Source organism: Nocardioides iriomotensis (assembly GCF_004168035.1).
GTDB lineage: Bacteria > Actinomycetota > Actinomycetes > Propionibacteriales > Nocardioidaceae > Nocardioides_B > Nocardioides_B iriomotensis.
In genome coordinates this window covers 26,500-49,657 of the sequence record NZ_SDPU01000010.1, presented here as the reverse complement: position 1 = coordinate 49,657, position 23,158 = coordinate 26,500, and the positions used below count along the sequence as shown (strand labels likewise).

Below are 23,158 nucleotides of genomic sequence, written 5' to 3'. Positions count from 1 at the left end.
TCGATGTCCCCCGGCGCCGATGGGTCGGCTCCATCGACGATGTGCTCAGGGACGGGGCAGGCTACTTGTCGATGTCGCCGACCACGAAGAACATCGACCCGAGCACCGCCACCATGTCGGCCACCACGCACCCCGTGAGCACCTCGGGCAGCACCGCGATGTTGTTGAACGACGCGCTTCGGAGCTTCATCCGCCACGGGGTCTTCTCCCCGCGGGAGACGAGGTAGTAGCCGTTGATGCCGAGGGGGTTCTCGGTCCAGGCGTACGTCGCGCCCTCCGGCGCCTTGAGGATCTTCGGCAGCCGGACGTTGATCGGGCCCCGGTCGAGCGAGCGGAGCCGGTCGACGCAGGCCTCGACGATGTCGAGCGAGACCTGGACCTGGTCGAGGAGCATGCCGAACCGCGCGTAGCAGTCACCCTCCTCCTGGGTGATCACCTGCATCACGCCGTCGTCGACGAGCTCCTGGTAGGCGAGGTACGGGTCGTCGCGGCGCAGGTCGAAGTCGACCCCGCTCGCCCGGGCGATCGGGCCGCTCACGCCGTACGCGTCGATCAGCTCGCGGGAGAGCACGCCGACGCCTCTGGTGCGGGCCTGGAAGATCTCGTTGCCGAAGATCAGGTCCTCGATCTGGGGCATCCGGCTGCGGACGGCCCGGGCCGCGTCGTCCGCCCGGTCGACCCAGCCCGCGGGGATGTCCTCCTTGAGCCCGCCGACCCGGTTGAACATGTAGTGCATGCGACCGCCGGAGATCTCCTCCATCACCGCCTGGAGCGTCTCCCGCTCGCGGAAGGCGTAGAACATCGGGGTGATCGCGCCGAGCTCGATCGGGTAGGAGCCCAGGAACATCAGGTGGTTCAGCACCCGGTTGAGCTCGGCCAGCATCGTGCGCAGCCAGACCGCGCGGGTCGGCACCTCCATGCCGAGCATCCGCTCGACCGCGAGCACGACCCCGAGCTCGCTGGAGAACGCCGACAACCAGTCGTGCCGGTTGGCCAGCACGATGATCTGCCGGTAGTCGCGCACCTCGAAGAGCTTCTCGACACCCCGGTGCATGTAGCCGACGACCGGGTCGCAGTCGACGATCCGCTCGCCGTCGAGGGTCAGCTTGAGCCGGAGGACGCCATGGGTGGCCGGGTGTTGCGGTCCGATGTTGAGCACCATGTCCTGGGTGGCCAGGCCACCGGGCGTACCGCCGCCGCGCTCGTGGCCACCGAAACCCGCGGCACCGTCGCCGATGCCGACGACGACGTGCTCGCGTCCGTCCGCTGCCACGTCGGTCATCCTTGCACGCTCAGCCGCCGGTCAGGCGCTGCCGCAGTGAGCGCTTCCGCTCGGGTGCCGGCGCCTCCTCAGGCGCCGGCTCGTCCTTCTGCGTGCCGAGGTCGCTTTGGCTGGCGCCGCCGCGCTTCGCGGGCGGTCGAGCCCTTCGAGACGGCTCGTTCCTCGCCTCCTCAGGAACCACCCGTCGAGACCCCTTGTCGGCCGGCTCCGGCTCGGGGGTCGGGTCCTCGTGCCAGGAGAACCCCTCCTCGGCGCCGTTGAACCACCAGGTGCCGGACACGGCGTCGACGGCATCGTCGAGCTCCTCGCCGGGGGCTACGTCCTTCGCTGCGCGCGTGAACGCCGAGGTGCGCTCCAGCCGGGCCACCTGCCCGTCGGGGAGCAGCACGGAGGAGAGGCCGCGATCGACCTTCATCATCTCGCGGGCCAGTCGGGCGACGGTCTCCGTGGCGGGTGCCCAGCCGGCCGGGAGCAGCAGGAGGTACGGCGCCGGGAAGGCGGACGTCGGCGCCTGCTCCTCGAACCGGACCCGTCCCTCGCCGACGTACTCCGCCTGCACCAGCCGCAGCTCGCGGTCCGGGTCGCCGAGCGGGGAGCGGCGGCCGTCGCCGAGCCGGCTCCACGGGCCGACCAGCACGACGTCGAGGTCGTGGAACGACGCGGTCAGCAGCGCGTCCACGCTGTGCCGGACCTCCTCGAGCGTCCGGTCGCGGGCGTCAACCACGGCGGTGACCCACGGGACGGAGTAGGAGCGGCCCTTGGTGCGCCAGTGCCGCAGGTCGGGGACCCGGTCGGTGACGAACGGCCGGTTGTAGCGGTTCACGTCGTCCTGCTGCTGCATGAGCGTGGTCCGGCCCAGGTGCCAGGAGCGTGCGTCGTCGTCGGGCACGAAGACCGCGCCCTGCTGGGCGAGCCGGTAGCCGAGCTCGACGTCCTCGCCGAGTTTGAGCAGGGAGTTCATGCCGCCGGCCGCGTCGTAGAGGTCGCGGCGCACGGACGCGCTGGCGCCGGTGTGCACGAGGTAGCTCCGCGTCGGGTTGGCGGTGAGCCCGTCGGTCTTGGCGATCTGCTCGACGACCCAGTCGTGCTCGGAGGTCCATCGGTCGGTGAACAGGTCACGAGCGCGGCCCTCCGCCAGCTCGGCCAGGGTGGCGTCGAGGTCGGGCAGGCCACCCGCCTCGTCGGCGACGTCGACGAACAGCTTGTGGCCGAGCACGACGGCGTGGTCGACCAGGTGGTGCCAGCGCAGCTGAGCCTCGACCTCGTCGCGGTGCGGCAGCATGTCGGCGTCGAGCCAGTGGACGACCTGGCCGCTCGCGGCCAGCGCGCCCGTGTGGCAGGCGTGGGCCCGGCCCCAGGACTCGCTGGTGCGGACGATACGGGTGTTGGCCGGCCGCCGCTCCGGCAGCTCCAGCGACGGCTCGGTGCCGTCGTCCACCACGACGACCTCGAGCAGGTCCTCGGGATAGGTCTGCAGCGCGAGTGCCGCCAGCGTGTAGGGCAGGGTCCGCTGCGCGCCGTACGCCGGGATGACGACGGTCACCGACAGGGTGGGCGTCCAGTTGCCGAGCGTGGCGGGGGCGAGGCCGGGCCAGTCGTTGCCGCGGACGCGGGGCTGGTCGGGGTTGCTCATGTCTGCTTCCTCGGTCGGTCCTCGTCGTCGGGGTCGAGCAGCGGGCTCGGCGTGAAGCCGCGCCACTGGTGCCAGGACAGCTTGCGGCCCACGAAGTAGCCGAGGCCGGGGTCCCAGGTGTGGCCCTGCGCGCCGCGGCGGAGCACGTAGCCGTGGCCGTGCGAGCGGTAGACGGTGCCGCCGGCGTCGGTCACCGCGCGGAGCAGTCCGGCGTCGACGTACTTCCTGGTCTCGCGGAAGCCGCCGATCGCCGCGACTGTGCCTCGGTCCATCAGCATGGTGCCGCCGGCGACGACGGGGCGGTGGGCCTCGGTGGCGTCCTGGCGGCGCACGGTCAGCCAGAGCGGCTCGACGAAGGTGAACTCGGGCGGCGTGCCGACGACCTCGGCTCCGGAGTAGTCGCGGGCCAGCAGCAGGTCGGCCACGAAGTCGCGGCCGTACCAGTCGTCGTCGTCGACCTTGAGCAGCACGTCCCCGGAGGCGGCGCGCACGGCGCGGTTGAGGATCGCGCCGAAGGGCTCGTCGCCGGGCGCCTCGAGGACGGTGAGGGGCGTCCCGGTGGCCCGGAACGCCACCAGGTCCGCCTCTGCGGCGGTGAAGCCGTGGGTCACCAGCACCAGCTCGAGGTCGACATCGCGCTGGCGGGCGACCTGACGCAAGGCGAAGGCGACCTGCTCCGGACGCCGGGTCGGCAGCAGCACGCTCACCGTCGGAGGCGGCGTGGTCTGGAGGCCGTGCGCGGCGCCTGCGGCCCGGTGCCAGCCCGCCGCGCCGTGGGCGGCCAGGGCGGTCCGGCGGAGCCGGATGCTGTGCGCCTCGCGCTCGACGATGTCGTCGAGGTCTCGCGGGCCGGCGGTGAGGAGCGCGACGAGGGCGGGGTCGAGGAGGCCGTGCGCCCAGGCCGGTACCTCGTCCGCGACGAGCGGGACGCCCGCCATCGCGAGACCGGCGACGACGCGGGCGTAGGCGTGCGGGCCGCGGGCGCCGGTCCAGCCGACGTGGACCGCCGCGAGCCGCCGGATCCCGTCGAGGTCTGCCTCGGACGGTCCGTGCCGGGCGTCGAGGACCCGGTCACCCTTGGCCGTGCGCAGCGTCAGTCGGGTGGGGTCGTCGTGCGCGACGAGGTGGGCGAGCGGCTGCCGGTGCTGGCGCTTGAAGCCGACGGGGTTGAGGGTCCGGTGGTCGAGCGGGCCGAGCGCCAGCGGCCCGCCGGTCACGTCACCGGCGTCGGCCCAGGTCGGCTCGGGACCCGTCGCCACGACGACGGTGGCGCGGGTGAGCACCGGGTGCGGGTCGGGCAGCCCCTCCAGGGACGGCGGCTGCTCACCGACCACCAGGTCGGGCGGGAAGTCGGCCTCGACGTCCACCTCCGTGACGCCGACCGCGGTGTCCGGCCAGCCCGGCCAGTCGAGGTGCCCCTGGGTGACCGACCGCGCGACGGCGGCGACGACGGCCCGCACCGGGGCGGGCTCGGCGAACTCCGCCTCCAGCAGCGCGCCGTCGCCCTTGGTCGTCACCGCCAGCCGCACCAGCCGCGGCCACGACGGGTGCGAGGACAGGGTGGGTGTGGTCGTGCAGGCGTCGACCTCGAGGGTGAAGGTCGACGCGGTGGCCTCGCGGTCGAGGCGGCCGACCGCGCGGCGAAGGGCCGTCAGGTCGCCGACGTGCAGGTCGAGGCTCAACGCCGTCCCATGCTGCGGAAGGTCCAGCCTCCGTCGCGCCACGCGTCCGCGTCGAGCAGGTTGCGACCGTCCAGGATCTGCTTGCGACGTACGACGCCGTCGAGGTCGCCCGGCGTCAGCGACCGGAACTCGGGCCACTCGGTCAGGTGCAGTACCAGGTCCGCGTCACGGCAGGCGTCGAGCACGGAGTCTTCGTAGGTCAGCGTCGGGAAGCGCTTGGCGGCGTTGGCGTTGGCCTTGGGGTCGTAGACCGACACGTCGGCCCCGGCCAGGTGCAGCGTGCCGGCGACGGCCAGGGCGGGAGAGTCGCGCACGTCGTCGCTGTCGGGCTTGAACGCCGCCCCGAGCACGGCGACCCGCGCCCCGGACAGCTCCCCGAGCATCTCGGCCGCGATCTGCCCGACGCGCTCGCGCCGGTGCAGGTTGATCGCGTCGACCTCGCGCATGAGGCTTGTGAGGTGGTCGACGCCGAGCTCGCCGGCACGGTGCTGGAACGCCCGGATGTCCTTGGGCAGGCAGCCGCCACCGAAGCCGATGCCCGCATTGAGGAACTTGCGCCCGATGCGCGCGTCGTGCCCGATCGCCTCGGCGAGGTCCCAGACGTCCGCCCCGGTCGCCTCGCACATCTCGGCGATCGCGTTGATGAACGAGATCTTGGTCGCCAGGAAGGCGTTCGCTGACACCTTCACCAGCTCGGCCGTCGGCAGGTCGGTCACGACGCAGGGCGTGTCGTCGGCCAGCACTTTCGCGTAGACCTCGCGCAGCGTCGCCTCGGCCGACGGCTCCGTCACGCCGAACACCAGCCGGTCGGGCGCGAGCGTGTCCTTCACGGCGAAGCCTTCACGCAGGAACTCCGGGTTCCAGGCCAGCCGGGGCGTCGCCCCCTCCGCCTTGTGCTCGTCGAGCATCGCGAGGAGGCGCTCCGCCGTACCGACGGGGACGGTGGACTTGCCGACCACCAGCGCGTCGCCGCGGAGGTACGGCGCGATCGCGACGACCGCGCCCTCGACCTGGCTCAGGTCGGCCCCCAGCCCGTGCGCCTGCTGTGGCGTGCCGACGCACAGGAAATGCACGTCACCGAACGCGCCCGCCTCCTCGAAGGAGGTCGTGAAGCGCAGGTTGCCCGACGTGACGTGCCGGCTGAGCAGCTCCTCCAGGTCGGGCTCGTAGAACGGGACCCGTCCCGCTGACAGCTGGTCCACCTTGGCGGGGTCGACCTCGAGGCCGAGGACCTCGTACCCGAGCTCGGCCATGCCGGCGGCGTGAGTCGCCCCCAGGTAGCCGCATCCGATCACGGTGACGCGCATGGTGGGGAGTGTAGAAGAGTCGCGCGGCTCGGCCCGCATCGCACGACCGTCGGTAGTGTCGAGAGCAACGCATGCGGGGTGGGAGAGTGCCTTGGCCGAGGAGAGATGGCGCGTGGAGCGCCGCGCTCACCTGTGGAGCCTCTACGACTTCAGCCGAGGCCGTGGGCTCGAGATCGGTCCGCTTCACGCACCCGTCATCACCAGAGACGCGGCGGACGTGTTCTACGCGGATGTCTTCGACCGCGACGAGCTGGTCAGGAGGTACAGGGACGACCCGCTGGTGGATGTCGCCAGCATTCCATCGATCGACTTCCCGTTGAGCGGTGACGACAACCTCGTCTCGCTCGTCGACGCTGTGGAGGCCGAAGCCCCGTTCTCGTGGGCGTTCGCGTCGCACGTGATCGAGCACGTGCCGGACGTTGTCGGTTGGTTGGGGGAGCTCGGTGATGTCGTCGACCCGGGCGGAGCGCTGGTTCTTGCCATCCCGGATCGCCGCTACTGTTTCGACGTGTTCCGGCCGCCGACAACTGTCGGTCAGATGTTGCAGGCGCACATGGACCGCGACCTCAGGCCCACGGTCCGAGCGGTGTTCGACAGTCTGAGGGACAAGGTCGAGGTCGACACCGCCGCCCTGTGGCGGGGCGAGAATCCCGATCTGGCGACCGCTCGCGTCCACACCCTCGACGAGGTCATGGCAGCGGTGGAGCGTGCCCGAAACGGCGAGTACATCGACGCGCACGTCTGGACCTTCACGCCAGAAGCGTTCAACGACCAGCTGCTTGAGCTGGTCGCCATGGGTCTCAGTGCGTGGCACGTGGAGCATGTCGAGGCGCCTCATGGCGCCGTCGAGTTCTACGCACGGTTGCGGCGGACGGCTAGGGCCATCTGAGCGAAGGACCGATGCTCGACATCACCCGTCGATCGGCTAGCGCGCGTCGAGAAGCTGTTGGAGATAGCGACCGTAGCCACTCTTGACCAGCGGTTCCGCCCGATCCGCGAGCTCGGAGTCACTGAGCCAGCCCATGCGCCAGGCGGCCTCCTCGGGAACACCGATCCTCAGACCTTGGCGCGACTCGATCGTGCGCACGAAGCTCGCAGCCTCGTTGAGGTCGTCCACGGTGCCGGTGTCAAGCCACGCCGTGCCGCGCTGGAGGATCTCTACGGTCAGGAGGCCTTGCTCCAGATAGATGCGGTTGAGGTCGGTGATCTCCAGCTCTCCGCGCTTCGAGGGCTGGAGCGACCGGGCATGCTTCACGACGTCGTTGGCGTAGAAGTAGAGGCCGGGCACGGCGTAGCTGCTCTTCGGACGGGCGGGCTTCTCCTCCAAGGAGATCGCCTTCCCCGATGAGTCGAACTCGACTACTCCGTAGGCCGTCGGGTCCGCGACCCGATAGCCGAAGATCGTCGCCCCATCCGGCTCGGCCATCGCCTGCAGATGCGTGCCCAGCCCTGGGCCGTAGAACAGGTTGTCTCCGAGGATCAGGCCGACCGGGTCGTCACCGATGTGCTCCTCGCCGATGATGAACGCCTCTGCGAGGCCGTTGGGCGCGTCCTGGACGGCGTACGAGAGCGAGATGCCGAACTGGGCCCCGTCGCCGAGCAGGCGCTTGAAGGAAGTTGCGTCCTCGGGCGTCGTGATGACGAGGACGTCCTTGATCCCGGCGAGCATGAGCGTCGACAACGGGTAGTAGACCATCGGCTTGTCGTACACCGGCATGAGCTGCTTGCTCACACCCAGTGTGATCGGGTGGAGACGCGACCCGGTACCTCCGGCGAGGATGATTCCGCGCATCTTCGTACCCTAGGACACGCGGGCTCGAGCCGGCATCCGCCCTCAGAGCGTGCGTCGTACTGCCTCGACCAGGACGCGGGCCCGCGAGAGGAACGACTCCTCGTTCCGCACGCGAAGCGCGATCTGCGCGAGGGCTTCGGGCTTGGGGAAGCGCTCACGACCGTCGAGGCTGCACAGGTAGGCGAGCTCGTCGACGGAACGGTAGACCTGGACGGCGCCGTCGAATGCGTCCTCGATCCCTGGGACGTCGTCGCTGATCACTCGCGCGCCCGCGCCGACGGCGTCGAAGATGCGGTTGGCGATGAAGCCCTCACGGGCCATGTCGTCCCAGTGGTCTGCCAGCACCAGGCCGCGAGCGCGGTAGACGGACGTCACCTCGTGGTTGGGGACGTACGAGCTGCGCAGGACCGGGGCGGGGACCAGCCCCTCCCAGCCCGGGCCGTGCACCTCGAAGTCGATGCCGGCCTGCATGGCGTCGAAGACGACCTGGCGGCGACGGTCGCCGTACTTCCCGCCGACGAAAACGGGTCGCGAGCCGTCACCGGCGGGTGCGTCCGAGGCCGGCAGCTGCCGTGCGTCGACGGCCTGCCGGAGGACATGCACGGGTCGCCCGGAACGCGCGGTCATCGAGCGGCTCCAGGACTCCGACGCCGCGAAGACCAGGTCGAACGACTGGAGCTCGTCGACCGTCACGTCGTCCGGGTGACTGATCACCCAGAGAACGTTGATCTTGCCCGCCTGAGGGTGAATGCGCTCGAGTCCGCGGATGCCCAGCACGACGTCGTCGAGGTACGACGCGTTGGACTGGTGCGTGCCGCGGCGATACGTGACGACGTCCTGGTCGAGCTCACGGAGCGCGTTGGCGAGCGAGCGCGCCAGGTGCGTGTCACCCCAGTGGTCGCCGGACGGCCCCGGTATCGAGGGGAGCTTGATGCCCCAACGCAGTCGATCGGGGGAGTCGAGCAGACGGCCGCCGCCGTCGCGAGTGAGCACCGGACGCGGCACCGGGATCGCGACGTCGTCGGCGCCGATGTGGGCGAGCCGGAAGCCGATGTCGGTGAGACGGTCGGTGTCGGGTTGGGGCAGGCGCGACCGCCACCGCCGCATGAAAGCCGCGCGGTTGGCGAGGATGTGGTCGCCGCGTCCGGGGGTCTTGCCCTCGAGATGCGTCACGCGCGCGTCCGGTGCCACCTGGAAGCCGCCGCCGAAGAGCTCGACCGCGCGCAGGCAGAGGTCGACGTCCTCCATGCCGTTGACGAACTCGACGTCGAAGCCGCCGAGCTGCTCGAACTCTGCCGCGCGGACCAGCATCGCGGCGCCGGTGATCGCGGCGAAGCGCCGGTCCCCGGCCTTGCTCGCGTCCTCGGGCGGATGGCCGACGAGGAAGTGGCAGGGCAGCGTGTCCTTGGCCGGGAAGTAAGTCCCGGCGGTCTGGATCGTGTCGTCGGGGTAGAGCAGGAGCGGCTGGACGCCGCGGACGCTCTCGTCGTCGAGCTTGGGCAGCATCGTGCCCAGCCAGTCGCCCCTCGGGATCGTGTCGTTGTTGAGGAAGACGACGAGCTCACCGGTTGAGACTGCGAACCCGGCGTTGCAGCCGAGCGCGAAGTTCAGGTTGCGGGCGAGGCGGTGGTAGCGGACGCGCGGTTCGCTGAGAAAGGCCGAGACGAGACGGGCACCGACCTCGGGCTTGGAGCCGTTGTCGACGATCACTATCTCGACGTCGTCGGTGCCGGTCGTGCGGAGCGTGGCGTTGACAGCAGCGATCGTCATGCGGAACTCGTCGTACGTCGGGATGACGACGGAGACCCGGCCGGCGACCCGCGTCGTGGTCGGCGTGACGGTGTGTCGGGGGCACTCGAGGAGGTGTCGCTGCACGACGTGGGCTGCCGTGTCGTGGCCGCCGCCGAGCGGCAGGATCGCGGGCACGGAGACGCGGCGGCCGCCGACGAGGGGCAGCAGCGGCCAGTTGACGTCGTGCGCGACTCCGAGCAGGAAGTCGTGTCCGGCCTGCGGTCGGCGCTGCGCCTGGCAGACGTGCCGGACGTGGTCACGGACCAGGCGGCTCCGACGAACCATGGCGCCGCCGAGACTCAGGTTCCGGGAGTACAGCAGCCTGTCGTGCGTCTCCCCGAACGACAGCAGCATCTCGTGCCCGTCGTCGTCACGAGTGAGCCAGGCCTGACCGGCATCGAGGCCGCGCAGCTCCAGCGTGGCACTCATCGCACGCAGGAAGTCGTCGTCCCAGACCGCGTTCGGGGTTAGGAACACGACGAACTCGCCGGCGCTGTTCCACAGCGACCCGCAGTGGTCGGGATCGGTCCCCGAGCAGCTCTCGACCACCTTGAGCCGCGAGTCGCGCGTCGAGGCCACCTCCACGACGCGGTTGAGCTCGGGATCCCAGTCGCCCGACGGCACCAGCAGCTCCCAGTCGGTCAGCGTCTGGTCGCGCAGCCGGTCCAGGGTCTCGATGAACTGGCGTGGTGACGTCGGAGGGCCGCACAGGATCGACACGCGTGGTGTCTCGACCGACGTGGAGATGAAGCTCTTGACCTCGTCCGCGAGGCTGTCGATCGCCGGCTGGTGACCGGCCGTCCGCTGCTGCTCGTCGTCGTGGAGGTCGTTGGCGGCGTTTCGGACGTGCTCCACGAGTCCACGGCGGGCCTCCCGGAGTGTCGGCGCGGGCCCCCAGTAGCCGGGCGGGACCGGGAGCAGCGAGCCGTCGTCGGCCAGGGCGACGAACTGCGCGATGGCGGAGCCGGGCTTGTCGGGACCGATGCGCGGGTCGGTCAGGGCCGGCGGGTAGAACAGCGGTCCCGAGGAGGCGCCCCACCCGGCCTCGGACTCCAGGTGCTCGACGACCTTGCCGATCTGACCACGGCGCCAGGCGGTGCGCACAGTGCGCGGCACGGAGTAGATGTCGAGCAGCGGGTGCGGCGAGCGGCCTTGTGGCATGCCGACGTTGATGCAGTGCCGCGCCGCGTGCCGGTCGGACTCGAACTCGCGCCCGGACGTGGCGGTGTAGTACTCGACGTCGAAGATCCCGGACTCGACAAGGCGGTCGACACGGGTGGCGGGCCGTTGGTCGTCGTCACCCGAGGGGTCGCTCCGACGCCCCAGGAGCCGGTCCGCGAGTCGGCGCGCGGACGAGGCCGCCCGCGACGTGACCGGTCCCTCGGGACCTGGGTGCTGCTGGTTACCAGCGACCATCGGAGTACCTGACGGGTGATCCGCCCGTGATCCTTCCTGGGACGGCTGCCTGCACAACAGCCGGAAAGTGTAGCGAACGGGACGACCGCGGGGCGAAATTCGTTGCAGAGGCCATGCAACGCCGTGGGAGGGATCGTGGCATGCGGGCGCCGCTCAGTCCGCCCGAACCGTGGCGCAGCCGAGGGGACCGGGAGTCCGGTCCACGACCGTCGCTCCGTGCTCGTGGGTCCAGCGGTGCACGATCGCCTTCTCGTCGGGGCGCGCGGCGTCGTCGAGGATGAACCGGGCGCCGGGTGCGCACCGGTCACGCAGGACGGGGAACGCCGGGTAGCGCGCCAGCGGGCCGGTCGTGCCGGGAGGCCCGTCGACGAACACGATGTCGATGCCGTCGAGTCCCTCGACCTTGCTCAGGTCGTACCACTGGAACGTCTCGCCGGCGACGTCGACCGAGACGAGCGGGCAGTGCACGACCTCGACGTAGTCGGTGAGCCCGTGCCTCTCGATGTCGGCTCGCGTCTTCGCGGCGTAGTCGGCGTCGTGGTCGAGCGACACACAGCGGCCGCCGCCGTTCCGCTCCAGGCAGTAACCGACCCACACCGAGGAACCTCCGCTCCCGGCCTCGACGACCAGCTGAGGACGGGTCTCGAGCACCTCGCGCACGAGCGCGGAGACGGTGAGGGGACTGGCCGCCCAGCCTTGAGTCGAGGGCATGGTGGTGCGGGCCGGCACGAGCGCGCGCAGGTCGATCAGCGCCTCGATCTCACGAACGGTGCGCGAGTGCTGCTCGGCGCCGTTGCGGCGCAGCCGTCCCACGAGACCGGCGGTCTCGGTGCGGCGGTGCGGCTGCGGCTCCTCGTCGACCGGCTCGCTCGCCTCGTCACCGGTGAGCGCGCCGCGGACGTAGAAGAGGATGACGACCTGGACGACCAGCAGCAGCAGGAACGCGACCACCAGCAGCGTGATCGCAAGATGGGTGCTCACTGCGCTCCTCGGACGGATCGGGACGTTGTTGTCGGAGAGTCAAACAGAATGACGGACGCCGAGGACTCCGCGCACCCGGGTCTCGTCGAACTGCTCACCGAGCCACTCGAAGAGACCCCGGAGAGCAGTTGGGTCGGCAGTGTAGTCGTCGAAGTGCACCCGGTAGGCCGCGTCGCCCAGCGAGTCCGCGACGTCGAGGATCGCCGACTCCATGCGCTCCAGCCGGCCGTCTCTCGGTTTCTCCGGCCACCATCCGCTGTTGAGCACGGCCTCGTGGTCGCGCGTGTTGATCACGAACCGCGCGTCCGGGAAGAGCTGCCGGAGGAACTCGACGTACGCCGGGACGTCCTCCTGGTACCACCGGATCTCCTTGAACCCGGTCACTCGCGTGTCGGGCTCGGGCCGGAGAAGGGTCTCGGTGACGAGGCGACGCAGGATCCGCAGCGAGACCTTGCCGGGGAAGTCGTCGAGGCCGAAGTGCGGGTTGGTCGTGTCCAGGGGCAGCTCGAAGCGCTTGCGGAGCCGACGCTTGCGGTGAGTCGCCGCTGCGTGGAACTGGTGGAGGAAGTACGCGGCGCCGTCGTTCTCGCCACGGATCAGGTAGCCGGGGATGGAGTTCAGGACACCCAGGAGCAGGGTCGAGCCCGAGCGGCCGTACGTGACGATGAAGAGGTGCCGAGGTCCGTCGTCGGGCGGGTCCGGCGGTGCGTTCACCGCGTCATCCTTGCACGTAGTCTCGCCTCATGAGCGGGTCGGACGACAGCCTCTTCGCGCCTCCGGAGGCCGCGTGGCAACGCGTCTCGCCGGCTCTCGTGCGGATGCGCCGCACGGTGCTGCTGAGCACGCTCGGCGTGCTGGCCCTGCTCCTGATCGGACTGGAGGTCGTCCTCGACCTCCCCGTGTGGCTCTGGCCGGTCACGGCCGCCGTCGTCCTCGGCCTCGCCGGCTTCACCTGGTGGATGATCGGCCGCAACGCGCGGCGCTGGGGGTACGCCGAGCTCGAGGACGAGCTCTACGTCACTCGAGGTGCCCTGTTCCGGAGGCTGGTCGTGGTGCCCTACGGCCGGATGCAGTACGTCGACGTGCAGGCGGGGCCGGTCGAGCGGGCCTACGGCCTGGCTCGGATCCAGCTCCACACCGCGGCGCCCGGCACGTCCGCCCACATCCCCGGACTGCGCGCGGAGGAGGCCGCGCGGCTGCGTGACAGGTTGACGGCCGCCGGTGAGGCGCAGGCGGCCGGCCTGTGACCGAGGACTTTCCTCCACCGCCGTCGCGTGAGCCGCCGCCGGACAAGCCGTTCCACCGGCTGTCGCCGCTGACCCCCCTGGTCCGCGGTTCGATCTTCCTCGTCGCCGTCGCCGCGACCACCTGGGACGACCTGCGCACGGGCAACCTCGGCGTCCTCGGCGTGATCCTGCTCACCGTGCTGCTCGCCGGAGCGGTCTACGGGTGGGCGTCGTGGCTGCGCACCCGCTACTGGATCGACGACCGAGAACTGCGCATCGACACCGGCGTCGTCTACCACCAGTCGCGCCGGATCCGGATCGACCGGCTCCAGGGCATCGACATCGTCCAACCCTTCGTGGCACGGCTCTTCGGCCTCGCGGAGCTCAAGATGGACGTCGCCGGCGGCGACAAGGAGGGTTCTCTCGCGTTCCTCCCGCTCGCCGAGGCGCAGCGAGTCCGCCAGGTCCTGCTCGACCGCCGCGACGCCGTGCGGCGTTCGGTGCAACCGTCGTCGGTCGAGGACGCCTCGCCAGAAGGATCACCCTCGTGGGTGGCGCCCGACCACGACATCGCGGTGCTCGACCTGCGCACCCTCCTGCTGAGCATCCTGCTGTCGCCAGAGACGATCGCCCTGCTGCTGGCAGTGCTCGTGTTCACTCTCTCGGCCGTCTTCGTGGGTGGGCTCGTCGTCGCACCCGGCCTTCCCGTGCTGATCGGCTTCGGCCTGGTCGTGCTGCGCCGCTTCTCGGGCTACTACGGCTTCACGGTCAGCCAGACCCGGGTCGGCCTCCAGGTGCGCCGCGGCCTGTTCGACCGGAACACGCAGACCATCACGCTCGCGCGTGTCCAGGGCATCGTGATCAGCGAGCCCGCGCTGTGGCGCCCCTTCGGCTGGGCGAAGCTCGACGTCTCCGTGGCCGGCGCCGGCGGTACGTCCGAGACCGACGGCGGCCCCTCGGCGACCACGGTCATGCCGGTGGCCGACCTCGCGGCCGTCCACGCGCTCGCGTCCCACCTGCTGCGCGGTCATGACGTCGACGTCGACGTCGACGTCGACGTGGCCGGGATCGAGCTCGACCTGCCGCCCACGAGCGCGACGTGGCTGGACCCGTTCGGCCGCCGCTTCATGGGCGTGGGGATGGGAGACGACCTCATCGTCTCGCGGCAGGGCTGGTTCACGCGCTCGACGCACGCGGTCCGCCACGCGCGGGTGCAGTCGGTCCGGCTCAGCCAGGGGCCGCTGCAGCGCCGGCTCGGTCTCGCCGACGTGCACATCGACAGCCCACCCGGCCCGGTGCACGTGCGGGCTCGTCACCGGGGCGCGGCCGAGGCTCGGAAGCTCTGGGAGGCCGAGGAGAGGAACGCCAAGGCCGCGCGATTGTCGCGTCTTTGAGTCGATTTGCAAGGGTAGGCAGCATGACGGCCGGCGTGCGTCCCACCTTCCCTTGGCCCGCGGTCGCACCCCTCGTGGGTGTCCTCCTCCTGGCCCTGACCTGGGGACGAGGCCTCGGCGCAGCCCTGGTCCTCCTCGTTGCGGTTGCGCTGGCCGGGGCGGTCCTGGCCGCGGTGCACCACGCCGAGGTGATCGCGCACAAGGTCGGCGAACCCTTCGGCTCTCTGGTCCTCGCTGTCGCCGTCACGATCATCGAGGTCGCGCTGATCGTCACGCTGATGCTCTCCGGTGGCGACAAGACGGCAACGCTGGCCCGCGACACCGTCTTCGCGGCAGTGATGATCACGATGAACGGCATCGTCGGCATCTCGCTGATCGCGGCCGGACGCATGGTGGGCGTGCCGAGGTTCAACGCCGAGGGCGCGGGCTCGGCGGTGGCGTGCGTCATCTCGATCGCCACGCTCAGCCTCGTGCTCCCGAACTTCACGACGGCCTCCGAAGGCCCGCAGTTCTCCGGCCCGCAGCTCGCCTTCGCCGCGATCGCGTCCCTCGCCCTCTGGGGCATGTACGTCCTCACCCAGACCGTCCGGCACCGTGACTTCTTCCTCCCGGTGACCGACGACGGTGACGGTGTCCTCGACGAGGACGAGCACGCCGACCCCCCGACCGGCCGTGAGGCGGTGCTCAGCCTCGGGCTGCTGCTCCTGGCGCTGGTCGCCGTCGTCGGCCTGGCGAAGGTCGAGTCGCCGGCGATCGAGGCAGGGGTCGCCGCGGCGGGATTCCCGCCGTCCTTCGTCGGGGTGGTGATCGCCCTGCTGGTGCTCCTGCCCGAGACGCTCGCGTCGGTGCGCGCGGCTCGGCGCAACCTGATGCAGACCAGCCTCAACCTCGCGTACGGGTCGGCGATGGCGAGCATCGGCCTCACCGTGCCGGCGATCGCGGTGGTCTCGATCTTCCTCGACGGGCCGCTGATCCTCGGGCTGGGCTCGACCCAGATGATCCTGCTGCTGCTCACGACGGTCGTGAGCATGCTGACGATCATTCCGGGGCGGGCGACTCGCCTCGAAGGCTTCGTGCACCTCACGCTGTTCGCGGCGTTCGTGTTCCTGTCGATCAACCCGTGAGCGAGGTCGTGGGCACCTCGCCCACCACGGACACGACCCACAGGAGGTCTCCGAGCCCGCCGTCCGCCGTGAGCTCCCCGGCCTCCGTCGCGGACGAGAGCGCGCGAAGGTAGCCCTGCGGGTCCGACGCCGCTGTTTCCAAGGGAGGTCTCGCCCCGACGACTCCCAGACGGGCCAGAGCCGCGCGCTGCGTCAGGACTGTCCCCGCCACCCGCTCCGCCACGGCGTCGAGCGCCACCGGCGCCGTCACGTCGCGCGAGCCGTCGGGAAGCACGTCGACCTCGCCGCCGTCGCGGTACGACCGCAAGGACCCGAACGGCGGTCGTGACTCGAGCATGTGCCCGTAGTCAACGGTGACGGCGATCCCTCGCGTCACCCGCCGTACGACGTCGGCCCACGCAGTGTCGCGGCTGCTGCCGACCTCCGCGCGTGTGCCCGGCTCGGCGGGGTCGAGCGGCCACCACCGGTCGACCCACGCAGAGATCGACGACGGCACCGAGCTGTGGGTCAGCGGGTGACCGAGGGACTCGGTCCCGGTGCGCGCGTCCACATGCACCATCCGAGCGACTCCGTCGGGCGCCATCTCGACCACGTGGCAGGGGATGTTGTCGAGCCACTCGTTGGCGACGACCACGCCCTCGACGGACTCGGGCAGGGCGGTCGTCCAGGTGATCCCGTCGGGCAGGTCGTCCGGGCGGGCCGCGACCTCCACCGCGAGCAGGTCGAGGTCCGGGTCGATCGCGTGCGCCGCGCGGAGCAGCTCGCCGCGGCCGGCGCCGATGTCGACGAGCGTGTCCAGGCCGGCCTCGCGGACGAGCCGCACGAGCGCGCGGGCGAACAGCGGGGAGGCGTGCACGGACGTCCGGAAGTGGGCGGACGGCGACTCGCGGCGGAAGAAGCCGGCAGCGCCGTACAGCGCGTCGTCCCACGCCGCCTTCCAGGGCGGGTCGGAGGTCGGTGGCGGCACCGCCGGGATACCGAGCGAGGTAGGGCTGGACACGCGTCCAGGCTACGAGGCACGCCGCTGTGACCGACGACACGAGCCGGCGGGGTTACCAGCCCGAAATGCACCACCTACGCTCGACGTTGCATCTGCAGGACGTCCGGTACCCCGTACGGGGACTGGAACGGAAAGGCGATGAGAGCGATGACCCGTATCGGGGTTGTGGGCGCCGGCCGGGTCGGCGCCGTCCTGGCCGCGGCGCTCCGCGAGGCCGGACACGAGATCGTGGCGGTGGCCGGCGAGTCGCACGCGTCCCGCACCCGCATCGACACCCTGCTGCCCGGCGTCCGCGTCGCCAAGCCGACCGCCGTCAGCCGGGCCTGCGACCTCCTCCTGCTCACCGTCCCCGACGACATGCTGAGCAACGTCGTGACGATGCTGGCGGCCAGCGGGGCGATCCGCGAGGGCCAGTACGTCGTGCACACGTCCGGCAAGCACGGCCTGTCCGTCCTCCAGCCGGCCGCCGATGTCGGTGCGCACGTGCTGGCCATGCACCCCGCCATGACGTTCACCGGCACCGATCTCGACCTGACCCGCCTCGACGGCTGCGTGTACGGCGTGACGGCCGAGCCCGAGACCGAGCACCTCGCCGTCCGGCTCGTCACCGATCTGCGCGGGCGGGTCGTGCGCGTCGAGGAGGACCGTCGCGCGCTGTACCACGCCGGCCTTGCGCACGGCGCCAACCACCTCGTCACGCTCGTGGCCCAGGCGATGGACCTCCTGCGTGCCTCCGGCGCCGACGACCCGGCCGCGACGCTTCGTCCCCTGCTGACTGCCGCCCTCGACAACGCGCTGGAGTACGGCAGCGCCGCACTGACCGGCCCGATCGTCCGCGGGGACGTCGAGACTGTCCGCGCGCACCTGCGGGACATCGCCGCCAACCGGCCCGCCACGCTCGAGTCCTACGTCGCGATGGCTCGCGCCACGGCCAACCAGGCCGTCGTCGACGGCCGCCTGCTGCCGATCCGCGCCGCCAAGCTCGTCGGCATCCTCAACGACGCCCTCGTCGAGGTCGAGGCATGAACACCCCACGAAAGCGCTCCCTGCGCTCGCGTTGCTCACTCCGGTCGCGCTTCCGCGGGGACCCCGCATGAGCAAGGGCGACACGCCCGTCGTCGCCCGTACCCGCCACCAGCTGCACGAGCTCGTCGCGGACCGTGCCGAGGGAGCCAAGGTCGGCCTGGTCCCGACGATGGGCGCGCTCCACGACGGCCATGCCTCGCTCATGGACGAGGCCAGGCGTCGGGTCGAGGACTCCGGCCGCGTCGTGGTCTCGATCTTCGTCAACCCGATGCAGTTCGCACCGGGTGAGGACCTCGACCGCTACCCCAGGACGTTCGACGCGGACCTCGCCCTCTGCGCGGAGCACGGCGTCGACGTGGTGTTCGCGCCGTCCGTGGAGGAGGTGTACCCCGGCGGCGAGCCGCAGGTCACCGTCGAGCCGGGGCCCGTCGCGGCCGTCCTGGAGGGTCGGGTGCGCCCGGGTCACTTCCGGGGCGTCCTCACGGTCGTGGCCAAGCTGTTCGGCCTCGTCCGCCCCGACGTGGCCGTCTTCGGCCAGAAGGACTACCAGCAGCTCGTGCTGGTACGCCGCATGGCCGCCGACCTCTGCATGGGCGTCGAGGTCGTCGGCGCGCCGACCGTCCGCGAGGACGGTGGCCTGGCGATGTCCTCGCGCAACACCTACCTCGACAGGGAGCAGCGCATCGCTGCGTTGACCCTCTCGTCCGCCTTGCGCGCGGCCGCTGAGAACGCCGACCAGGGCCCCGACCATGCCCTCGCCGCCGCACGCGCGGTGCTGCGGGCGGCCCAGGGCGTCGACCTCGACTACCTCGTGGTGACGGGTCCGGACCTCGGTCCGGCCCCCGAGCGGGGCGAGGGCCGCGCGCTCATCGCCGCACGGGTCGGGACCACCCGGCTCATCGACAACCTGCCCCTCCAGCTGGGAGCCCGCTGATGCTGCGCACGATGATGAAGAGCAAGATCCACCGCGCCACGGTCACCCAGGCGGACCTGCACTACGTGGGCTCGGTGACTGTCGACGAGGACCTCCTCGACGCCGCCGACCTGCTCGCGGGCGAGCTGGTGCACATCGTCGACATCACGAACGGCGCTCGGCTCGAGACCTACACGATCGCCGGTGAGCGCGGTTCTGGTGTCATCGGCATCAACGGTGCCGCCGCTCGGCTCGTGCAGCCGGGTGACCTGGTCATCCTGATCGGCTACGGCCAGATGGAGACGTCCGAGGCGCGCGCGTTCAAGCCGCACGTGGTGTTCGTGGACGCCGCCAACAAGGTGGTCGCGACCGGTGCCGACCCGGCAGAGGCCGTCCCGGGGTCAGGGCTCGTGCGGGGCGACCTCGTCGCGCACCGCTAGATTCCAGGCGTGACGACCTCTCCGGGGCTGCCTGCGCGGCTCGCCGCGCCCGGCGCCGGCTGGACGACGTACGCCGACGTCGTCGTCATCGGCTCCGGCATCGCGGGACTCACGACCGCGCTGCAGGCGCGCGAGCAGCTCGGCTCCGTCATGGTCGTCACCAAGGACATCCTTTCGGCGGGCTCGACCCGATGGGCCCAGGGCGGCATCGCCGCCGCGCTCGGCCCCGGTGACACCCCGGGGCAGCACCTCGCAGACACCTTGGTCGCCGGCGCCGGACTCTGCGACGAGGAGTCCGTCCGGGTGCTGGTCACCGAGGGGCCGGACGCCGTACGAGAGCTGATCGACCTCGGCACCCGGTTCGACCAGGACGCGGCGGGCGAGCTCTCGCTGACGCGCGAGGGCGGCCACCACCGAGACCGCATCGCGCACGCCGGTGGCGACGCCACCGGCGCCGAGATCCAGCGCGCTCTCGTGGAGGCTGTGCACGCCGCGCCCGAGATCGAGGTGATCGAGCACGCTCTCGTCATCGACCTGATCCCCGGGGCCGACGGAGGCATCGCCGGCGTGACGCTGCACGTCATGGGCGAAGGCCAGCGCGACGGCGTCGGTGCGGTGCACTGCCGCGCGGTGGTCCTCGCGTCCGGTGGGCTCGGGCAGGTCTACTCCGCCACCACCAACCCCTCGGTCTCGACCGGAGACGGGATGGCGCTCGCGCTGCGGGCAGGCGCGGTTCTGCGCGACCTCGAGTTCGTGCAGTTCCACCCGACCGTCATGTGGCTGGGCTCCGGGTCCACGGGACAGCAGCCACTGATCTCCGAGGCCGTGCGTGGCGAGGGAGCGTTCCTCGTGGACGACCAGGGGCGTCGGTTCATGCAGGGCCAGCACGAGCTGGCCGACCTCGCGCCTCGCGACGTCGTCGCCAAAGCGATCATGCGCCGCATGCGCGAGACCGGCCGGTCGCACGTGTGGCTGGACGCGAGGCACTTCGGCAAGGAGAAGTGGGAGGTCCGGTTCCCGACGATCCTCGCGACCTGCCGGAGCCACGGCATCGACCCGGTGCGGTCGCTGATCCCGGTCGCGCCGGCCTGCCACTACGCCTCAGGCGGCGTCGCGACCGACCTGCACGGGCAGTCGAGCATTCCCGGCCTGTTCGCCTGCGGCGAGGTCGCCTGCTCCGGCGTGCACGGCGCCAACCGGCTCGCGTCCAACTCGCTGCTCGAGGGGCTCGTGTTCTCCCGCCGCATCGCGCAGCGGCTGCGCGAGGACCTCCCGGCGCGACGAGAGCCGGTCGCCGACACGCGCACCCCCGGTCTCGTGGACGGCGCCGTACGACGCGAGCTGCAGGACGTCATGACCGAGCGCGCCGGCGTGCTGCGGTCCCGCGACGGCCTCGACCTCGGCGACAAGGAGCTGGGCGACCTCAGCCAGCGTTCCGGCGACCGTCCGGGGGTCGACGCCTGGGAGACCTCCAACCTCGCCACGGTCGCGTCGGCCCTGCTCGGCGCCGCGCGGATGCGCGAGGAGACCCGCGGCTCTCACTGGCGCGAGGACTTCCCGGACCGCGACGACCAGCAGTGGTTGCGACACATCGACGTCCGTCTGCTCGATGGCGCCCTCACCTACGACACCAGCCAGCATGGAGCCAGCACGTGATCACCTGCACGCCGTACGCCGAGCTTCCGCCGGCGCTGATCGGACAGCTCGAGGCCGCCGGGCTCGAACCCGCGACCGTGTACGCCGCCGTCGTCCGAGCACTCGAGGAGGACGTGCCGGGCGTCGACGTCACGAGCGAGGCCACGCTCGACCCGACCGACGTTTCGACGGCTGACCTCGTCGCTCGCGCAGGTGGCGTGGTCGCGGGTCTCGACGTCGCCGAGCTCGTCGTGCGGGCGGTCGCCGGCACGGACGCCGACGTCGAGCGGCCCCTCAAGGACGGTCACGAGGTCGGTCGCGGCGACGTCCTGCTCACCGTGACCGGCCGCACCGCAGACCTGCTCACGGCCGAGCGCACCGCCCTGAACTTCCTGTGCCACCTCTCCGGAGTCGCCACGACCACCGCGCGCTGGGTCGCGGCTCTCGACGGCACCGGTGCGCGGGTACGGGACACGCGCAAGACGACACCCGGCTTCCGCGCGCTGGAGAAGTACGCGGTGCGCTGCGGCGGCGGCGTCAACCACCGCGCCACCCTCAGCGACCAGGCACTGGTCAAGGACAACCACGTGCTCGCCGCGGGTGGTGTCGTGCCGGCCTACCGGGCGGTGCGCGAGCGGTTCCCGGACGTGCCGGTCCAGGTCGAGGTCACCACGCTCGACCAGCTGCACGAGCTGCTCGACGCCGGGTGCGACCAGATCCTGCTGGACAACATGGACGCCACGTCGATGGCCGAGGCGGTCGAGATCACGGCCGGGCGCGCCCGGCTCGAGGCATCGGGCGCCCTGGACCTCTCCCGCGCGCGCGAGGTGGCTGAGACGGGTGTGGACTACCTCGCGGTCGGCGCCCTCACCCACAGCGCCCCCGTCCTCGACATCGCGATGGACCTCCGCCCGGTCGGGACCACCTGATGCTGCTCTGCGCCGACATCGGCAACAGCCACACGACGATCGGGCTGGTCGAGGACGGCGTCGTCCACGACCACTGGCGGGTGGCCACCGACGAACGCCGTACCGCCGACGAGTGGGGGATCCTCCTCAAGGCCCTCCTAACCGACTCGACGGTCCCGAGCACGCACACCGGAGTCGCCGTCTGCGCGACCGTCCCCGGGGTGCTCCACGAGTGGCGCGAGATGCTGCGCACCTTCCACGGCGACGTCCCGCACGTCGTCGTGGAACCGGGCGTGAAAACCGGCGTCCCGGTGCTGATGGACAACCCGCGCGAGGTCGGGTCCGACCGGATCGTCAACGCCCTCGCCGCCGCACAGCTGTACGAGGGTCCGACGATCGTCGTCGACTTCGGCACCGCCACCACGTTCGACGTCGTCAGCGCCAAGGGCCAGTACGTCGGCGGCGCGATCTCGCCCGGCATCGACATCTCGCTGGAGGCGCTCGGCCGCCGTGGCGCACAGCTGCGCAAGGTCGAGCTGATGCGCCCGCGCACGGTCATCGCCAAGAACACCGTCGAGGCGCTCCAGTCCGGCATCGTCTACGGCTTCGCAAGCCAGGTCGACGGCCTGGTCGCCCGGATGCTCGCGGAGCTCGGGCTGGAGCCCGGCCAGGCGCACGTGATCGCCACCGGTGGGCTGGCGCCGATCGTGGTCGAAGAGTGCACATCGGTCACCGACCACCAGCCCTGGTTGACGCTACTGGGCCTGGAGATCGTGTTCGGCCGGAACGTGGCCGTCTGAGAGCCGGGGAGCGAAGCGAGCACGAGAAGTCCGTCGTGTTAGCGTCGTCGGTCGTCCGAAGCAGAAGAGGGGGCGTCGTTGTCCGTGGCAGGCAGTGAGGACGTCGGCGGCAGCGTGCCGCAGACGGTGCATGCCGAGGTGCTCGAGGAGCTCCGGCTGACCCGTCTGGAGCTGGCCAAGGCGCGCGAGGACCTCGAGGCGGAGGCGGAGAAGGTCGCGAAGCTGCGGCGCGGTCGTGCCAAGGCCGACCGCGAGGCGGACATCTTGGCGAAGGCCCTGTCCGATGCGCTGGTCCGACACACCCGGCAGCGCCTCAAGGGGCGCCGCGCTCGGCTCACCGACCGGAAGCTTCCGTCGTCGACCGAGTGGACCCAGGTCAGCCTTCTGCGCCAGTCCCTCTACTTCTGGCCGGGCTGGTACCTGCGCAAGAATCTCGACGTCGCCGAGGCGGGCATCGAGCCTGCCCTCCACTTCCTGCGCAACGGTTACCGCGAGGACCGCGACCCATCCCCCAACTTCGTCCTTCGCCGGTACCTGCGAAGCCACAGTGACCTCGAGGGCGCCAGTGTCAACCCGCTCGTTCATGCCCTCGAGAGCGGTGATGCGCCGCCGGTGAAGCACAAGAGGAAGAAGCTCCACTCTTGACACCGGAGCAGTTCGGCACGGCGTGGCTGGACCTCGTGGAACGCTGGTCTGCTGCGCGCACGGACCCCGAGGGTCGACCGGCCCAGGTGCTGCGTCGGGCCCTGCGACGTGGTTTGTCGCCCGTCGAGGTTGCCGACGAGGAAACGACACCGACCGTCACCGA

Annotated in this window: 20 protein-coding genes; 11 read left to right on the top strand and 9 right to left on the bottom strand. The window is 71.2% G+C overall.

The annotated features are described in order from the left end of the window. Positions 1–61 precede the first annotated feature (61 nt). The 4 genes from ETU37_RS03005 to ETU37_RS02990 are packed head-to-tail and all read right to left on the bottom strand — an operon-like array spanning position 62 to position 5,904. The gene (locus tag ETU37_RS03005) at positions 62–1,282 is read right to left on the bottom strand and encodes an NADH-quinone oxidoreductase subunit D (protein WP_129985397.1); all 1,221 of its coding nucleotides are present in this window, start codon (positions 1,280–1,282) and stop codon (positions 62–64) included. 10 nt (positions 1,283–1,292) lie between these two features. Then, positions 1,293–2,915 (bottom strand): glycosyltransferase family A protein, encoded by a 1,623-nt coding sequence (locus ETU37_RS03000; protein ID WP_129985396.1) that lies wholly within the window; start codon positions 2,913–2,915, stop codon positions 1,293–1,295. After that, entirely contained in the window at positions 2,912–4,597 is a 1,686-nt protein-coding gene (locus ETU37_RS02995) for a glycosyltransferase family 2 protein (protein ID WP_129985395.1), read from the bottom strand. The genes ETU37_RS03000 and ETU37_RS02995 overlap by 4 nt, the downstream gene beginning before the upstream one ends. After that, positions 4,594–5,904 (bottom strand): UDP-glucose dehydrogenase family protein, encoded by a 1,311-nt coding sequence (locus ETU37_RS02990; RefSeq protein ID WP_129985394.1) that lies wholly within the window; start codon positions 5,902–5,904, stop codon positions 4,594–4,596. Before ETU37_RS02990 ends, ETU37_RS02995 begins: the two co-directional genes overlap by 4 nt. Before the next feature lie 112 nt (positions 5,905–6,016). Here ETU37_RS02990 and ETU37_RS02985 point away from each other — a divergent pair, with 112 nt between their 5' ends. Further along, positions 6,017–6,793: a class I SAM-dependent methyltransferase gene (locus ETU37_RS02985; protein WP_129985393.1), complete on the top strand. Its 777-nt coding sequence runs from the start codon at positions 6,017–6,019 to the stop codon at positions 6,791–6,793. Between the two features lie 36 nt (positions 6,794–6,829). On the opposite strand, the gene rfbA is transcribed toward ETU37_RS02985, so the two are convergent. From rfbA to ETU37_RS02965, 4 genes are all read right to left on the bottom strand, one after another. Beyond that, on the bottom strand, positions 6,830–7,696 hold the full coding sequence (gene rfbA, locus ETU37_RS02980) for a glucose-1-phosphate thymidylyltransferase RfbA (protein ID WP_129985392.1): 867 nt from the start codon (positions 7,694–7,696) through the stop codon (positions 6,830–6,832). 42 nt (positions 7,697–7,738) lie between these two features. Beyond that, positions 7,739–10,903 carry a glycosyltransferase gene (locus tag ETU37_RS02975; protein ID WP_129985391.1) on the bottom strand — a complete coding sequence of 1,055 codons (3,165 nt, stop codon included), beginning with the start codon at positions 10,901–10,903 and terminating at the stop codon, positions 7,739–7,741. Between the two features lie 153 nt (positions 10,904–11,056). Next, a complete protein-coding gene (locus ETU37_RS02970) occupies positions 11,057–11,884 on the bottom strand; it encodes a class I SAM-dependent methyltransferase (RefSeq protein WP_129985390.1) in 828 nt (275 codons plus the stop codon). A gap of 39 nt (positions 11,885–11,923) precedes the next feature. After that, the gene (locus ETU37_RS02965) at positions 11,924–12,598 is read right to left on the bottom strand and encodes a sulfotransferase (RefSeq protein ID WP_129985389.1); all 675 of its coding nucleotides are present in this window, start codon (positions 12,596–12,598) and stop codon (positions 11,924–11,926) included. 29 nt (positions 12,599–12,627) lie between these two features. On the opposite strand from ETU37_RS02965, the gene ETU37_RS02960 reads away from it, so the two are divergent. From ETU37_RS02960 to ETU37_RS02950, 3 genes are read left to right on the top strand one after another with little or no spacing between them, the layout of a single operon-like run. Then, positions 12,628–13,131, top strand: a complete 504-nt coding sequence (locus tag ETU37_RS02960; RefSeq protein ID WP_129985388.1) for a PH domain-containing protein — start codon at positions 12,628–12,630, stop codon at positions 13,129–13,131. Further along, complete coding sequence (locus ETU37_RS02955; RefSeq protein ID WP_129985387.1) at positions 13,128–14,504, top strand: PH domain-containing protein; 1,377 nt, start codon at positions 13,128–13,130, stop codon at positions 14,502–14,504. The genes ETU37_RS02960 and ETU37_RS02955 overlap by 4 nt, the downstream gene beginning before the upstream one ends. Positions 14,505–14,527: 23 nt before the next feature. Continuing rightward, positions 14,528–15,628, top strand: coding sequence for a calcium:cation antiporter (locus ETU37_RS02950; protein WP_129985386.1), 1,101 nt, complete (start codon positions 14,528–14,530; stop codon positions 15,626–15,628). Here the strand turns inward: ETU37_RS02950 and ETU37_RS02945 are convergent. Beyond that, positions 15,618–16,628, bottom strand: a complete 1,011-nt coding sequence (locus tag ETU37_RS02945; RefSeq protein ID WP_240755512.1) for an SAM-dependent methyltransferase — start codon at positions 16,626–16,628, stop codon at positions 15,618–15,620. The genes ETU37_RS02950 and ETU37_RS02945 overlap by 11 nt on opposite strands. Positions 16,629–16,775: 147 nt before the next feature. Between ETU37_RS02945 and ETU37_RS02940 the strand changes: the two genes are divergently transcribed. The 7 genes from ETU37_RS02940 to ETU37_RS02910 all read left to right on the top strand — a co-directional run bounded on the left by ETU37_RS02940 (position 16,776) and on the right by ETU37_RS02910 (position 22,995). Beyond that, positions 16,776–17,654, top strand: coding sequence for a Rossmann-like and DUF2520 domain-containing protein (locus ETU37_RS02940; RefSeq protein ID WP_240755510.1), 879 nt, complete (start codon positions 16,776–16,778; stop codon positions 17,652–17,654). 67 nt (positions 17,655–17,721) lie between these two features. Further along, positions 17,722–18,588 (top strand): pantoate--beta-alanine ligase, encoded by an 867-nt coding sequence (gene panC / locus ETU37_RS02935; protein WP_129985384.1) that lies wholly within the window; start codon positions 17,722–17,724, stop codon positions 18,586–18,588. Further along, entirely contained in the window at positions 18,588–19,007 is a 420-nt protein-coding gene (gene panD / locus ETU37_RS02930) for an aspartate 1-decarboxylase (RefSeq protein ID WP_129985383.1), read from the top strand. The genes panC and panD overlap by 1 nt, the downstream gene beginning before the upstream one ends. A gap of 9 nt (positions 19,008–19,016) precedes the next feature. After that, positions 19,017–20,663: an L-aspartate oxidase gene (locus ETU37_RS02925; protein ID WP_240755508.1), complete on the top strand. Its 1,647-nt coding sequence runs from the start codon at positions 19,017–19,019 to the stop codon at positions 20,661–20,663. Beyond that, on the top strand, positions 20,660–21,571 hold the full coding sequence (gene nadC / locus ETU37_RS02920; protein WP_240755507.1) for a carboxylating nicotinate-nucleotide diphosphorylase: 912 nt from the start codon (positions 20,660–20,662) through the stop codon (positions 21,569–21,571). Before ETU37_RS02925 ends, nadC begins: the two co-directional genes overlap by 4 nt. Further along, positions 21,571–22,350, top strand: coding sequence for a type III pantothenate kinase (locus ETU37_RS02915; RefSeq protein WP_129985381.1), 780 nt, complete (start codon positions 21,571–21,573; stop codon positions 22,348–22,350). The genes nadC and ETU37_RS02915 overlap by 1 nt, the downstream gene beginning before the upstream one ends. An 84-nt stretch (positions 22,351–22,434) precedes the next feature. Next, positions 22,435–22,995 carry a hypothetical protein gene (locus tag ETU37_RS02910; protein ID WP_129985380.1) on the top strand — a complete coding sequence of 187 codons (561 nt, stop codon included), beginning with the start codon at positions 22,435–22,437 and terminating at the stop codon, positions 22,993–22,995. Positions 22,996–23,158: the final 163 nt, after the last annotated feature.

Coding starts and splice junctions, on each gene's coding strand:
- ETU37_RS03005 (WP_129985397.1), bottom strand. CDS start 1,282: ATGACCGACGTGGCAGCGGACGGACGCGAGCACGTCGTCGTCGGCATC.
- ETU37_RS03000 (WP_129985396.1), bottom strand. CDS start 2,915: ATGAGCAACCCCGACCAGCCCCGCGTCCGCGGCAACGACTGGCCCGGC.
- ETU37_RS02990 (WP_129985394.1), bottom strand. CDS start 5,904: ATGCGCGTCACCGTGATCGGATGCGGCTACCTGGGGGCGACTCACGCC.
- rfbA (WP_129985392.1), bottom strand. CDS start 7,696: ATGCGCGGAATCATCCTCGCCGGAGGTACCGGGTCGCGTCTCCACCCG.
- ETU37_RS02975 (WP_129985391.1), bottom strand. CDS start 10,903: ATGGTCGCTGGTAACCAGCAGCACCCAGGTCCCGAGGGACCGGTCACG.
- ETU37_RS02960 (WP_129985388.1), top strand. CDS start 12,628: ATGAGCGGGTCGGACGACAGCCTCTTCGCGCCTCCGGAGGCCGCGTGG.
- ETU37_RS02950 (WP_129985386.1), top strand. CDS start 14,528: ATGACGGCCGGCGTGCGTCCCACCTTCCCTTGGCCCGCGGTCGCACCC.
- ETU37_RS02940 (WP_240755510.1), top strand. CDS start 16,776: ATGACCCGTATCGGGGTTGTGGGCGCCGGCCGGGTCGGCGCCGTCCTG.
- panC (WP_129985384.1), top strand. CDS start 17,722: ATGAGCAAGGGCGACACGCCCGTCGTCGCCCGTACCCGCCACCAGCTG.
- panD (WP_129985383.1), top strand. CDS start 18,588: ATGCTGCGCACGATGATGAAGAGCAAGATCCACCGCGCCACGGTCACC.
- ETU37_RS02915 (WP_129985381.1), top strand. CDS start 21,571: ATGCTGCTCTGCGCCGACATCGGCAACAGCCACACGACGATCGGGCTG.